14 protein-coding genes and 2 pseudogenes are annotated in these 13,724 nt (G+C 44.5%); 4 read left to right on the top strand and 12 right to left on the bottom strand.

The window, feature by feature from the left end:
• Positions 1–82 precede the first annotated feature (82 nt).
• Complete coding sequence (locus ACSFXJ_RS05280) at positions 83–478, top strand: putative zinc-binding protein (protein WP_435924161.1); 396 nt, start codon at positions 83–85, stop codon at positions 476–478.
• A gap of 129 nt (positions 479–607) precedes the next feature.
• On the opposite strand, the pseudogene ACSFXJ_RS05275 reads toward ACSFXJ_RS05280, so the two are convergent.
• The 5 genes and pseudogenes from ACSFXJ_RS05275 to ACSFXJ_RS05255 all read right to left on the bottom strand — a co-directional run.
• Positions 608–1,030: pseudogene (locus ACSFXJ_RS05275) on the bottom strand (PIG-L family deacetylase); the annotation flags it as partial.
• Positions 1,027–1,344 (bottom strand): DUF1806 family protein, encoded by a 318-nt coding sequence (locus tag ACSFXJ_RS05270; RefSeq protein WP_435924160.1) that lies wholly within the window; start codon positions 1,342–1,344, stop codon positions 1,027–1,029. The pseudogene ACSFXJ_RS05275 and the gene ACSFXJ_RS05270, both read right to left, overlap by 4 nt.
• A 109-nt stretch (positions 1,345–1,453) precedes the next feature.
• Positions 1,454–2,023 (bottom strand): SF0329 family protein, encoded by a 570-nt coding sequence (locus ACSFXJ_RS05265; RefSeq protein ID WP_435925676.1) that lies wholly within the window; start codon positions 2,021–2,023, stop codon positions 1,454–1,456.
• A 110-nt stretch (positions 2,024–2,133) separates the two neighbouring features.
• Positions 2,134–3,126: a tRNA dihydrouridine synthase gene (locus ACSFXJ_RS05260; RefSeq protein ID WP_435924159.1), complete on the bottom strand. Its 993-nt coding sequence runs from the start codon at positions 3,124–3,126 to the stop codon at positions 2,134–2,136.
• Positions 3,127–3,322: 196 nt separating this feature from the next.
• Positions 3,323–4,327, bottom strand: a complete 1,005-nt coding sequence (locus ACSFXJ_RS05255) for a carbohydrate-binding protein (protein ID WP_435924158.1) — start codon at positions 4,325–4,327, stop codon at positions 3,323–3,325.
• Positions 4,328–4,536: 209 nt separating this feature from the next.
• Here ACSFXJ_RS05255 and ACSFXJ_RS05250 point away from each other — a divergent pair, with 209 nt between their 5' ends.
• The 3 genes from ACSFXJ_RS05250 (at position 4,537) to ACSFXJ_RS05240 (ending at position 6,755) form a co-directional block, all read left to right on the top strand.
• On the top strand, positions 4,537–5,946 hold the full coding sequence (locus ACSFXJ_RS05250) for a PQQ-dependent sugar dehydrogenase (RefSeq protein ID WP_435924157.1): 1,410 nt from the start codon (positions 4,537–4,539) through the stop codon (positions 5,944–5,946).
• A 99-nt stretch (positions 5,947–6,045) separates the two neighbouring features.
• Positions 6,046–6,297, top strand: a complete 252-nt coding sequence (locus tag ACSFXJ_RS05245; RefSeq protein ID WP_435924156.1) for a hypothetical protein — start codon at positions 6,046–6,048, stop codon at positions 6,295–6,297.
• A 185-nt stretch (positions 6,298–6,482) separates the two neighbouring features.
• Positions 6,483–6,755 (top strand): transposase family protein, encoded by a 273-nt coding sequence (locus ACSFXJ_RS05240; RefSeq protein ID WP_435924155.1) that lies wholly within the window; start codon positions 6,483–6,485, stop codon positions 6,753–6,755.
• Here the strand turns inward: ACSFXJ_RS05240 and ACSFXJ_RS05235 are convergent.
• The 7 genes and pseudogenes from ACSFXJ_RS05235 to ltrA all read right to left on the bottom strand — a co-directional run.
• A pseudogene (locus tag ACSFXJ_RS05235) lies at positions 6,751–7,449 on the bottom strand (IS110 family transposase); the annotation flags it as partial. The gene ACSFXJ_RS05240 and the pseudogene ACSFXJ_RS05235 overlap by 5 nt on opposite strands.
• A 143-nt stretch (positions 7,450–7,592) precedes the next feature.
• On the bottom strand, positions 7,593–8,669 hold the full coding sequence (locus ACSFXJ_RS05230; RefSeq protein WP_435924154.1) for a PD-(D/E)XK nuclease family protein: 1,077 nt from the start codon (positions 8,667–8,669) through the stop codon (positions 7,593–7,595).
• Positions 8,670–8,757: 88 nt separating this feature from the next.
• Positions 8,758–9,279, bottom strand: coding sequence for a hypothetical protein (locus tag ACSFXJ_RS05225; protein ID WP_435924153.1), 522 nt, complete (start codon positions 9,277–9,279; stop codon positions 8,758–8,760).
• 254 nt (positions 9,280–9,533) lie between these two features.
• The gene (locus ACSFXJ_RS05220; RefSeq protein WP_435924152.1) at positions 9,534–9,881 is read right to left on the bottom strand and encodes a hypothetical protein; all 348 of its coding nucleotides are present in this window, start codon (positions 9,879–9,881) and stop codon (positions 9,534–9,536) included.
• A 462-nt stretch (positions 9,882–10,343) separates the two neighbouring features.
• Positions 10,344–10,916 (bottom strand): DUF4352 domain-containing protein, encoded by a 573-nt coding sequence (locus tag ACSFXJ_RS05215; protein WP_435924151.1) that lies wholly within the window; start codon positions 10,914–10,916, stop codon positions 10,344–10,346.
• A 114-nt stretch (positions 10,917–11,030) separates the two neighbouring features.
• Positions 11,031–11,387, bottom strand: coding sequence for an HIRAN domain-containing protein (locus ACSFXJ_RS05210; protein WP_435924150.1), 357 nt, complete (start codon positions 11,385–11,387; stop codon positions 11,031–11,033).
• A 714-nt stretch (positions 11,388–12,101) separates the two neighbouring features.
• Positions 12,102–13,514, bottom strand: a complete 1,413-nt coding sequence (gene ltrA, locus ACSFXJ_RS05205; RefSeq protein WP_059040563.1) for a group II intron reverse transcriptase/maturase — start codon at positions 13,512–13,514, stop codon at positions 12,102–12,104.
• Between the last annotated feature and the right edge of the window lie 210 nt (positions 13,515–13,724).

Here is a 13,724-nt window from a genome sequence, read left to right as displayed (position 1 = left end):
TATTTTCGACAGCAAGTATAAAATAAAACATCAATAAACTAACTCCTTTCTCTAGGGTTGTTGAAATGGAGAGGGATAGCCCATGAAAAATAATAATCTGCCTCTTGTCTACTCATGTTCCGGATGTTCCTCGGCTGCACAGACCGCTAACCGGATCGCGATTAAAATGGATCGGGAAAAGATCGCCGAAATGTCCTGCATCGCCGGTGTCGGCGGTGACGGATCTCTTGAAATAATGAAAAAACGCCCGAGGACTCCTGTTCATGACAGGAGCTCTCGAGCGTATTCCTCAATAAACATCTATAGGCTGAAACAAATCATTGAAATCCTTGATGGCGTCAAATTCCATATCCTCGCAGCGGACAAAATATTCAACATTCCCGAACCGGGCCAATGCCTGTTCATCCGGAAGCCATACCCATTCATCGATTTCGGACTGGCAGCGGTGCGCGCGAAATGCCGCCAGTTTGGCCGTTAAATGATCGGTTACGGCGATTTTAACGACATCCTTAATGGAGTAACCAAAACGTTTAGGATCAGCCATCATGCTGCCGAACGAGATATAGTAAAGACTTCCCTTGGCGCCGGAGCGGCGGTATGCCTTCCTGGTCACCTTCCCGATGGCGCAGTGGTCGGGATGGCCGCCCCAGCGCTCATTGAAGGTCAAGATCACATCCGGCTTAATTTGGTCGATAAATTCCTCGATGCGGGCAGTCAAGCTCTCCTCATCGATAAACTCGACCGTCTTGTCGCGGATGCCCAGGAAATGGAGATGGCGAATGCCCAGACAATCACAGGCTTCCCGCAGTTCCTGCTCCCTTACCGCCCCCATCGTCTCCCGGTTCAAGTAAGGCGGATTGCCCATCCGCCGCCCCATTTCTCCGCGGGTTGCGGTGACCAGTGTAATTTCGGCCCCTTCCGCCGCATACTTCGCCAGCGTTCCGCCGCAAATAAACGTTTCGTCGTCCGGATGCGCAAGCACGACAAGGATTTTTCGCCCTGTACCCGCTGAATTGAAACTTCTATTCATTCGGGAAACGCCTCCCTTCCCAAGTGAAGAGCCGCTTCCATACGTCCCCGCTCATCCAAGCCGGCAAGCAGCAGCCGGCCTTGCGCATCTTTTTCATAATGGGTCAGCCCTTCGATTCGCAGCCAGCCCGCCTCATCAAAGCGAAGCGCTACCCTGAATGGGCCATATCCTTCGCCTGCAATATGCGCCTCTGTAATCTGCAGCGTAAAATTCCGGACAAACACATAGGAGGTCGCCTCGCAATGAACGAAGACCCGATCCCCAACGAATTCTCGCAGCTCCGCCTCGACTTGCTTTTTGTCAATCGTTATCATCGATCTGTGTACCTTCTTTGCAGTAAAAGTAAAAATGATAGAGCTCTTCTATTATAGATCAAACCCGGCTAACTTTATGTGAGTTATTTAAATAAAATGGGATCACACTTCACAACGCACTACGCCGCAATTCATAAAAATACTGCACCATCGGATGCTTTAACTTGATCTCCTCGGACATGTTTAAAATCCGCTTTTTACCCACCCTTTTATCCAGTAAGGCCAGAATATTCATTAAAATTTCATTGCTCTCTATGCTTTTTTCAATAGAAGTAGTTAAGAACTTATTAGCATCAACAATAAAATTCGATTTACTTAATGAAGCCTGTGCCGACAAAAGCTCTTTTGCATGCTCCGAACTTTTTCTGCTGCGGGCGATGACGATTAAACGATCCTCCGGCACCGGTCCCTTTGTATCTTTTCTGACAGCTTCAATGTCGTCATTGGTGATGGGAATTTGAATATCCGGATCGTTCTTGATTTCAAGCTCCGTTTGATACCATCGGATCGGGTTCGTTTTGTCGCTCATATTGAGTATGTTCTTTTTATCTACCGTAATATAACAAATTCCCGATTTATCAGGCAGATAACGGTACCCTGGGGCACGGTATTCTACCCTTCCCTGTAACGCAGGACTGAGAAAGCCATCCAGCTGTTGCTTCAATTTACTCCAGGACATGGTATCCCCTCCATAAAAAACAGAGGAAAGGCTTGCTGGCTCCGGGTTTGTCCCAACTCCATCCATCCGATCCTCCATCTTTTCAACTTATTCTATTTTAACTCGGCGGCTTAATCCCCGTGCTCCTCCGTCCCATGCTGCGCCTTGCTTGCAAACTCGTCGAGCAGCGCGCGTGCTTCACTTGTGGACTTGGTGTTCATTAAGCTGTTTCTTAACTCGCTTGCCCCTCGAAATCCGCGGACATATATTTTAAAGAATCGGGGTAGAGGACTGAACGAACGCGGCGGCCCCAGTGCTGAATAGTGGTCATGGAGATCCAGATGCAGCCGTAACAGGCCAAGCAATTCTTCGCTGCTATGATCCTTAGGCTCCTTCTCAAAAGCAAACGGATTATGAAAAATACCGCGCCCGATCATAATTCCATCCACACCGTATTGCTCAGCGAGCTTGAGGCCGGTCTGACGGTCGGGAATATCCCCGTTAATCGTCAAAAGGGTATCCGGCGCCACCTCATCCCGAAGCTTCTTAATCTCCGGAATCAGTTCCCAGTGAGCATCCACCTTGCTCATTTCCTCTCTTGTGCGCAGATGGATGGACAAATTCACAATGTCTTGCTTCAAAATATGGGTTAACCAGCCTCGCCATTCATCTACGTCACTAAAACCGAGCCTTGTTTTTACGCTGACGGGCAGTCCCCCGGCTTTGGCAGCCTCGATGATCTCCGCTGCAACTTCGGGACGGCAGATCAGACCGCTCCCCTTCCCATTCTCCGCTACATTCGCTACGGGGCAGCCCATATTAATATCGATGCCTTGGAAGCCTTCTTTCGCCATGCCGATACTCATTTGCCGAAAGAATTCCGGCTTGTCTCCCCAGATATGCGCTACCATGGGCTGTTCATCCTCTGTAAACGTCAAACGCCCGTGCACACTATGGTTGCCCTCCGGGTGACAATAGCTCTCCGTGTTCGCAAACTCCGTAAAAAACACATCCGGTCTGGCCGCCGCACTCACAACATGGCGAAACACAACATCCGTCACATCCTCCATGGGCGCCAGTATAAAAAAGGGCCGTGGCAAATCACGCCAGAAATTATTTTTCATGACAAAAACCTCTCTATAAAATACCGGGACAGTTCTTTATCCCGAAGTAGTAAAATCAATCTGTCTGTTAAAGGTAGACATCTAAACGAGTATATCATAACAGAACCGAATCATGGAACCGGACGAACGAACCCTGATAATAAAAAGGCATGGGTTATGCAAGCCATGATCTGCTTGGTAACCCATGCCCTTTACCTTAGTTTTTACCGCCATAACCCTTATACGTAGCATAAACTGCATCTGCGTAGAGATTAGCCAGAATCGGACGGCCATATGAATCGGTGGCTCCCGGATACCAGTAATCTCCTCCATTATAGTGTAGTAATCCGTTATATATATTTCCAAACTTCACAATCTTCTCATTTAAAATCAATGCGCCCAGATATACCTGATCTTGTTCACTGCCATGATTATACGCACGGCCAAATTTGGCGCTGAATTGCGATAAATAAGCATTGCGTGTGTTTGGTTCTACCTGCATCAATCCGTCGCCGGCGGATGGACTACCCGGTAAGCCCGCTCCAAAGCTGCTTTCCTTTTTGATAACCGCACTTAGCAATAAAGCAAAATCTCCGCCTTTACCATAGGCATTGTCCGCATTAATAACATAAGTCCATATATGGCTTGGAACTTCGGACGGCTTTGTTACTGAAGGAGATGGTGAACCCGTATAGATTTTAACCGAGGACATTTTATCATTGATCGCGTTGCCGACCCAGGAGGAATCCGAAGTAAAGGTCCACTTTGTTCCTCCGAAATTATCATTCTCATATACTTCAACCGTCCAACCGCCAGGAACCTTGAGAGAGGACATCCAGTCATTCGGAATTCCGTTTGCGTTCAACTGAGACAGTGTATAATTGCCTATTCCGAGTGTTACCGCGTTCCCGCCATAGTTGATATCCTCATAGAACGTCACTCCGTTAGTGGGCGTTGTTGGTGTAGTCCCGCCACCGCCATTTTGCCACAAAGCAGGAACATTGGGCGGCTCCCAGCCTACGAGGGAAGTATGCGGCTGAAGACAGGTATAAGTACTTCCATTATAGGTAACGGTGTCATTTACTGCATATGCCGTATTTGGAGCCCATGCTCCTCTAGCTGCTGCGCTCGCCGGCGGCGTGGCGGTGAACCATGTGGATAGAAATAGTGCCAAAACTACCAAAAATGATAAGGGGTTAAAAAGAAACTTGTTTGTAGTCATTTTCAAACCTCCTTGTTCATTATTTATTACAATTATATTTTATTCTCATTTTTTGAATTAATTCTTATGTGTTAGGCCTTCCATTTTTGAAAACATACTCTCGGTGGAAAAGGTAAGCGAAGCTACTCTTTTCGATTATTTTTCTAGGTGCTAATAAAAAAATCTCATCATATTTTTAAAAAAGATTACTTTAACCAGGGGGAATTTATTTGAATAATATTAAAGTCCGTCTACGGCCTATAATTAGCAGGATAAATCTACCCACCGTATTAAAAACAACGTTCCTTCCGGGTGATTCCACCGAAAGCCTCATGATCGCAACGCAGGTCGGCGAGATCTTTTATATTAGAAACGGAACGATAGGGACTTTTTTAGATATTCGCCAACGAATCATAAAACTGGGCGCAGGCGGGGGGTACGATGAACGGGGGCTGATAGGTCTAGCTTTTCATCCCGGATTTTACTACAACGGATTGTTTTATCTCCATTACTCGCTAGCCGGAACCCAAGGTCCGGTTGCTTTTTCCGAATCTTTTAAGCCTAACCCGTGCGATCCCCAAACGTTAAATCTAAAGTGGGTCGATAGAGAAACAAAATATGATCATATCGATACCGTTGAAGAATGGATTCTGCAACCGAATGGGCAACCTCAAAGACGGCGTACATTACTGAATATAAGAAGGCCCTTTTTAAATCATAATGGAGTCAATAGCTTAAACTTTTCGCCTGAAACAGGAAAACTGGTTTTAACGACCGGAGATGGCGGATCCGCATATGACCCGTTTAATTTGAGCCAAGATATCATGGAAATCGCAGGTAAAATCATTGAAATTGATGTGGGCATGAATTCATTTATCGATAACCCGCCTGTGGTTACACGGTTTAGTGAACTACCTGAATCTATTCAGAACATGCTTACGGTCATTGCAAAAGGCGTACGCAATATAACGGGCATTTCATATCAGAGACACCATAATTATTATATGAAGTACGTAGGGAATGTCGGACAAGATCTGGTGGAATCGATCTTTTCATTCGTTCATTATAAGCCGGTACCGGTTACCCAGCTTGTCCAAGCAACGATGGCGGGGTCTGAGACCGACCAAAAAAGATTCATTAACTTTGGCTGGCGAGGGTGGGAAGGTGCTTTACCTACCTCTGTAATAAGAGGCTGCCCTGCAAATACGGATCTGAGTGAAAAAAACATTTCATATTACAATGAAACCCTGGAAACTGCCGTGCTGCGTCTTCCGCCGCTAACGAGTTATTATCATGAGGATCCCCGTCCCGGCAAGTTTGGAGGTACTGCACTCACAGGGGTTCAGGCTTACAATGGAAGCGATATCCCTGGTTTATCGGGAAGCGTCGTGTTTACTGATGTTGCTCGAGCTCATTCCAATCCTGTTAAGGGAGTTCTAGCCTATACCAGGGTAACAGCCGACTGTAAGCAAAACGATTACAATGTCATAGAAACGGATTATCCTTTCGGGTCTAATGCCGCGTATTACGTTAGTTTAGGATCAAATCTGAATCAAACCCGGCTATATTTAGGGGTTTACGGCTCCATGAAAGTGGCTGATCCGAACCAAGGCACTGTATTTGAGATTGTTCCCTTATAAGCAGAATTGTTGACTATAATCATATTCTACCTAGTAAATACGGGATCATACCACTAAGATACAGACAGTCACTTTTGAGGATGAAGAGGGAGAATACCAATGCAGGAATTGATATTTACGAAGGATCTGAAAAACAATGAACCACTTCGAAAAAGTTTTTTCGAACTTGCTGCCGACACTTTTGGTTTAAGCTTTGAAAATTGGTATCAAAAAGGGTTCTGGAGCGAACGATACATTCCTTTTTCATTTGTTGAAGGAGAGAAGGTTATTGCCAATGTTTCCGTAAATATTCTTGAATTAATAATTCATGGAGAGAAGAAAAAAGCTTCGTCGCTATACTTTGTGGCTTAAAGTCTGAATTATAGAAAAATAGTCAATACTGCTCAGTATTACGTTACTAGGAGCGGATTGGCGATGTGGACCTCGTTAAGCAGTGATGAAAACTTGATTATGGATATGTTCAAAGTGGCTTTGCGATTGGAAAACCATGGGAGCTCACACATATAGAGTTTGATGATCAGGATCAAGCCTGGCACTTGCACCTGGATTTTGAGCGGGGGGCAATCTTTGCATGTCCAGAGTGCGGTGCCGAGTGTAAAGCTTACGACAGCGCCATCAAACACTGGCGCCACTTGGACTTCTGGGATTGGAAAACCTTCATGCACGCAAGAATGCCGCGAGTAAAATGCACCTCCTGTAATAAGGTTACGCAGGTGTATGCGAAGTGGGCCCGGCCTCTTTCGCACTTCACCCTGTTATTCGAAGCTTGGGCAATGCGTCTGATGGCTGAAATGCCGGTTAATGCTTGATACCCACGCCACGCTTCACCTCTGTCTTCCAGTGAGCCAGGACGTCTCTGGCCCCCTTGGAGACGATCTCTTCTGGCAGCGGAAACGCCTTCATCGTCATGAGCGACGCTTTACCGTCCCAATTCTTAAAGACGCTGGCGTACTCCGGAAAGAACCGGTCAAACCAATTGCCGATGCGGCCTTTCACTTGCGCCAGGCTAGCGGCCACCTTCTCCCGCAAGTTCATCAGGATGCGTAAATCCGCGTATTCTTTCGTCGGTAGTTTCGGCTCTGAATACTTCCCGTTTCGAATAAGATCCGCGATGACTTTAGCGTCTTTATAGTCGCTTTTCGTCTGCGAATTATCCTCAAGTTCTTTCGTCTTGTTGACATGATATGGATTGACGACAACTACCTGGATGCCTCGATCTTGAAGAAATGCTGCGAGCGGAAACCAGTAATGTCCGGTAGGCTCGATGCCAAACACAATGTCCGTCTTGCCATGTGTTTGCCCGAGTTCCTTCATCCACATTGACAGCTTTGTCAGCCCCTCCTGATCGTTATGGAATACACAGTCTTTCCCAAGCTCGATTCCGCGGAAGTCCACCGCACGTGCTATGTGAGTCTTCTTTGCGATGTCTGCGCCGACAACTAGTGTCGATTCGGTAATTCGTGTAATCCATTGATTCTGCTTCTGTTTCAGCTTATACTTCATATAGAGCGTCCTCCTTCAATTAGGGCAGTGAATGTCGACCATTCCGAGACCCAGCATACAGGAGGCGCTTTTTCTTTTCAAAGGGCAAATTACTTCATTACAGGAATGGCTCCTTATACTTCTACTTTTCTTTTTCGAAACAATTATTTCCAGTATAAATCTGGATTTTTTACTTTGATCTCATGAAGCTCATTTAATTTTTCCAGGAAAAACTTCTGAATCTCGTTTATATGATCTTCGTAATGAAGAAAATCAACTAATCTACGACTACAGGAAATTCCTTTCCATTCAACATCATCACTATTTAATTCGAATGTTTCCCAATCCGTATGCGTTGAAATAAAATTATGCATGGCAGCTACAACTTCGGTATTTTTTGGGCAGCGTCGTGAACAGAATTCATAAACAACGGAAACATTGGGATAATCATGATCTGTTAAATAAAAACCAACAACCACCTCGGTGGCTCGGCCCTCCTGCTCGCTAGCTTTAACATACCGTTCCATATACTTTAACTGGGTATGACGGTTGCTTTGCTGAAACGCCTTACCGAAATGTTTGGTCATCACACCGTCTACTACTCCGTCCAGGCACTCGTCCATCATACGTTGTAGCCGATTCATATTTTGAATAGCATATACGTCAACAGGCGTGAACTGTCGATTATCTTCCAATCCGATCTCCTCCATATAATCTAAAACTTTGGACGCATAGATATTATTCGATTCCAACTGCTTAATCCACTTGAAAATTTGAAACCACCGCATCTGCCTGAAAACTATGTTTTTGTGACTCGCTAATACGAGCGATGCATCCTTTTCATCAGAATATTGAGTTAAATAAAACAAATAACATTTCGTTCCTTGATTTGTGAGTACGCTGAGGTGGTCCACATATCTAGATAGCTGATCTGTTCCTTCAAGAGAGCCTAGCTTGCTCTCGATGAACAAAACATATGGTTTCTGTCCTTCATAAAATCGTATTACCATATCCGGGCGGCTATCCATCTGATGATTGGGCAAAGCCGGAAAAGTAACTTGTGTTGTAATGGATGAATGCTCCACTTTCTGCACCGGAATTTCTAATACTTTTCCGAGAAAATCAACCATCGTCTCCTGATCACAGAGAAGTTCGGCGAACACTTCAGTCAAAAAATCCTCGTGGGGTTGGCCACTGCTGCTATTTAACACCCGAAATAGTCGTGAAAAAACGTCCTTCATCGTCTTCTCCTTTTAAAAAATTCAACGCTCCAAGTTTTCTTGAAATGCAGATGCCCTCAGCCATTTAAGCTCTCTCCCTATATACGGATTATTCGTAAGGATTAGATCTTAACGTCATTCCCGGATTCACCAGCGAAAGCATATATTGATGTTCTTCAAACGTGTCATTCAACCTGGACAACAACGTTGCATCCAACTCAATAGGAATTGCCTGGCCATCTTCAAACACACAAAGGGGAACAGCACCTTCTAAGATCGGGAATGCAGATTCCATTCGAAAATATCCTTTATGCTGCCACATGATCTCCACAATCGGGTCCACATCTCTTCCAACCACTTCTTTATAGAAAGGGGTTACAATTAATGCAAAACCATCTACAAATTGATTGTGATCTCCTAAAAGCTTTTTCTGACAGATCCAAATATAAAATGGACCCTTTAATAATTTTTTCGATTTCTGCTTGGATAGAGCTTGGAGTGCTGATAAATATACATTTCGAATGTGCTCGTTAATGGCGTCTTCATTAGGGTTGGCTAAAACAGACAAATCGAATTGGTAGGCCCAGCCCTTAGATTTAAGAATTTCCTCATGCAGCTCTACTGTTTGCAATGAAAACATCTCCTCTCAACTGCTGTCCCCTTGAAGTATAAACTAATGGAAGGACATATCTATGTCAGGAAACATATGTTCTTCGTAGTGAATTTTTTATCTTCGAAATAGTTCCCACTTCCTGTGTCTTCGTCAATATCCAACAAAATCCTGCTAACTTACAATAATAAAAAAGTTCCCCAACGTGAGATGTCAGGAAACGAAAAGTTACGTGTTATTTGGCTTTATCTATAATCGTTATAGTAGATTATGCCTCATATTTGAATAAACGTCGGTAAATCTGTTAGTTTTCTCTCTTCTTTCACAGTACCGTCTTTCACAACATAAATATAAGTCCGATCTTCTATCTCTTTCAAATCTTCGGTGTATTCTTCGGATGGCCAATACATTTCATCATCGGAAATGATGATAAATCGTGGTTCCCCGTTAAATCTTTCACTATAAAAGTCAACAAGTGAGTATGGGTGAAATGCCTTTATATTTGCCCGTCCATTTTGTCGTTCGTAGTCCTGGATCATGTCCTTGTAATCTACGGAAATCAGTCCTTGGGATATCCCTCTTGGTATAACCTCCAGTTGGACAATACGTTTTGGTGGTTTCATTCCAATATTCTTTTGTCTTTGAACTAAAGCTAATCTCCGCTCCTTACGCATTTCCACGTCAATTACTTGATTAATTAAGGCACCATTACGATTTTCCTCATTTTCCCGTTCATACTTGCCGCGGCGCTCAATTAAGTCATCAATTTGTTTTATAAACGTTTTTGTCCAAATAGCTTGATACTCGGTCCAACTGCTCTTCGCGTTTTTGTCGAACTTGATCCCGTAAATCCATTGCTGCCTTCACCGCGGCGGAACGAAATGAACTATCTAACGACCACTTAAAGTGGTAAGTTCTCTTACGTTCCTCCGCTTTTCATTTTGTTCCTTCATCTCACGATCCCCTATTGATTTCCATTTTGAAACATCGATAGATTGTTTTGCAAACCCGATTTCTGTTGATAATCACTATAACGCTTCTACGTATATGCTAGGACGGTTATAGGGAGAACTTCGCTTTTCGCACTATTTTATTTCAATCTTTATTTTTCCATCATTCCAAAAGTTGGGTTGGTAAATTAACTGAAGACCCGTGTCCCCTTTAGGTTGCTCGAAAACTAGCACACCGTTGACCTTTCCTTTTGGTGCCAACTCACCTGAGCTTAGTTGCTTATCTTGCTCAGTCAAGGTGAATGCTCCGTCCAGGATTTGCCCCTGGCTATTCTGCATGGTGAAATCGAAGGGATTATATGATATAGTCTCTGACCCACCATTTTCAATGGTAACTTCTACGATAATGTACTCGTGTCCCTCTTTGGGAGTATCAAATTCATTGTCTCCTTGTGATCTAGCGAAGCCATTAACAGTTAAAACGTTATCACCAAGTGCTATTTTTTCTCCAATCGCGAAGGTAGTATCCTCAGGAGCAGCGGTTTGTTCATGGGAAGTTTCTTTTTCATTTGTGGAAGATGTATTCGAATCTTGATCTTGGTTGACTACCACCGGGGTTTCCGCTGTGCAGCCGATTAGTACTGAAAAGAGTGATAGCAAGATAAATGCAAAAAACATGGTTTGAACTCTTTTAAGCAAAACATTCATCAAGAGAACCTCCTATAAATTGAAATATTTAATTCGATTATTGCATTCTGAAGCGACGTGATGTTGTCAGCGAATGCACGTTCTCAAATCCATATATGAGGATACTGAGGGATCTTAACAAGTTGAAAACGAGCCGTCTGTTGTAGCCTTAATCACATACAATTCTTCTATCCCTGGAACCAGTTCAACAATCGCTGTATCTTTTATTACAAATCGCACACATCCGCAAATGTGATGTTCGAAAGTATCATATATCCGGCCGGCACTCCAACAACCTCTCGGCACGGTATGTGTACTGTTAGCGACATAGCCGATTTTTCCAATGGGTACGATATCCACTTTAATGGCTTCATGATCATGTGAGTTATCCGGCTCTTTGATCAAATGGACAATCTGACCGGGTCTTAAAAAAGCTGTACCAAAATAGTGTTGTGTTCCTGTAATAGCGATAAAGATCGGTTGTTGTTCCATTTTAGATCCCCCTCTCGTTTTCTTTTCTCCATTATGACGGATTGTAATGGCACTAGATTGTCAGCGAATATACGTTCCCTCCCCCTCAAAAAAGCACCGGCGGTTCTGGCATGAACCGCCGGTGCTCCTAGCGTATTAAGAACTCTATTAATTAGCTAACGAATTCAGAATCAGTAAGTGAGACTTGAGATTTTAATTTAGTAACGTCTTTGCCAACTCGTACAGCTATTCCACGCTCTTCTCTCAGACGATTTTTGATAACAAATCTTAACTTCTAGATCATCGTACTGCATCGCATTACGCATTCCAACCCGAGGTTGTACGTAATCGCCACCGCGGGGACCATTCCAATGTTGGCACATCGCGCATATCTGCGTGTTCGGCGAAGTATATTTAATCATTAAACCCATGGTGATCCCCCAGTCTCTAATTGTCGGGTTAGTCGTAATCTCCTAAAAGCTTATATGTAGTACTTTAGACTTGTTGTTTTGTGTATATTTTACTATTCTATGATAGCTTATTTTATCCTTCTTTTTTACCCATAATTTGTACTATAAAGTTAGTCTTAATATAACTTTCTAGCCTGACGGCAAATTGTCAGCGAACGTATGTTCCTGTTGATAATTATTAATCGGGTAGGAGGCTACCCATTAATTGAGTAGCCGACCTCCCACACCACCGTACGTACCGTTCGGTATACGGCGGTTCCTAAGTTTACGCAGTTACTTGTCGATAATAATCCGAGAAGAAGAGAAATCCTAAGCCCTTGAGGGTGTTATTTCCGAGGGACTTCGAGAGGACGGGGCTATTGGAGATTCTCCAGTAGCCCTTTCTCGTGTTTGCGTATTCCCATGCTTTCTGTCCTTGGATTCCGAGCGATTGCAGTTTCTCGAATTTCGTCCTCACTCGTTTCCACTGCTTCCAGAAGATCATGCGAATCCGCCTTCTCATCCATTCATCCGTGGATTGGAGCATACTTTTCATATCCGCTATTTTGTAGTAGTTGATCCACCCCATGATGTAGCGTCTAAGCTTTTCGGCTCGTTCTTCATTTCCCATCCCGTTGCTTCTGGACGTGAGCTCCTTTACTTTGGCTTTCATCTTGGCAGCGGATTTCGGATGAATGCGGACTCGTGTCTCTCCTTTCCTTTTGTAGAAGGAGAACCCAAGAAATTTAACCTTCCACGCCTCGTCCACCACTGTCTTTTCCCGGTTCACTTTGAGAAACAACTTCTTTTCAATGAAGGGAAGAATGTTCTCCAGTGTCCGTTCCGCGCTCCTTTTGCTTTTGCTGAAGATCAGGAGATCGTCCGCATAGCGCACGAAGCGGTGCCCGCGGCTTTCCAGTTCCTTGTCCAGTTCGTTCAGCATAATGTTGCTGAGAATTGGACTCAGATTGCCCCCTTGCGGTACGCCGATTTCCGTATCCTCGAAGCGGTGCTTCACGACAACGCCGGCTTTCAGGTACTTGTGGATGAGCGAGATGACCCGCCCGTCTTTAATGGTTCGGGATAAGACTTCCACCAATTTGCTTTGGTTAACGGTGTCAAAGAATTTCTCCAAGTCCATATCGACCACGTATTTGTACCCTTCTTCGATGTTTGATTGGCTTCTCTGAATAGCGTTATGTGCGCTTCTCTTGGGTCGGAATCCGAAACTGTTCTCCGAAAACTGTTTTTCGTAGATCGGGGTAAGCACTTGAGCGATCGCCTGTTGGATAACTCGGTCAACAACCGTAGGAATTCCCAGGTTTCTCTTCTTTCCGTTCTCTTTCGGGATTTCTACCCTTCGAACAGGATTCGGACGGTAGGTTCCGTCCAGAATGGATTCCTTGATGGTTTCTCCGTTCTCTCGGAGATATTGTAGAAGTTCATCTACTCCCATCCCGTCGATTCCGTGAGATCCTTTGTTAGTTTTGACCCGCTTGAACGCTTCGTTCATGTTGTCTCTGCTAACGATTTTCTCAAGCAACTCGTCCTTCGACTCGGTTGCGTCGGTGCTGTCGGTTTCAGGTATCCGCTCAGGACTGTGCGCTCCCGCATATTCTCCATGTTCCGCATGTACGTTTTGCGTCGAGCCTTCTCTTCGAAGTTGGCTGCACTTGACTCCTGTTTCGGTACCATTCATTAACCCACACCTCCTTAGGTTCAGCCCTTCCCTCAAGTTGTCGACTAACCGAGGTACTATGGCGTCTGCTGACTTCTCATGATAAATCTTGTTTCAACCATGATTTGAAATTCATCTCCTCACGTCCATGAGACCTCCCACGGTAAGACGCGTAACTTTCATCCCGTATACCCGCCGCATTTACATCCGCGTGTCCGTGCAGTTTATTGG

The organism is Paenibacillus salivarius, assembly GCF_051307165.1.
Lineage (GTDB): Bacteria > Bacillota > Bacilli > Paenibacillales > Paenibacillaceae > Fontibacillus.
This window is presented reverse-complemented; position numbering and strand designations above follow the sequence as displayed.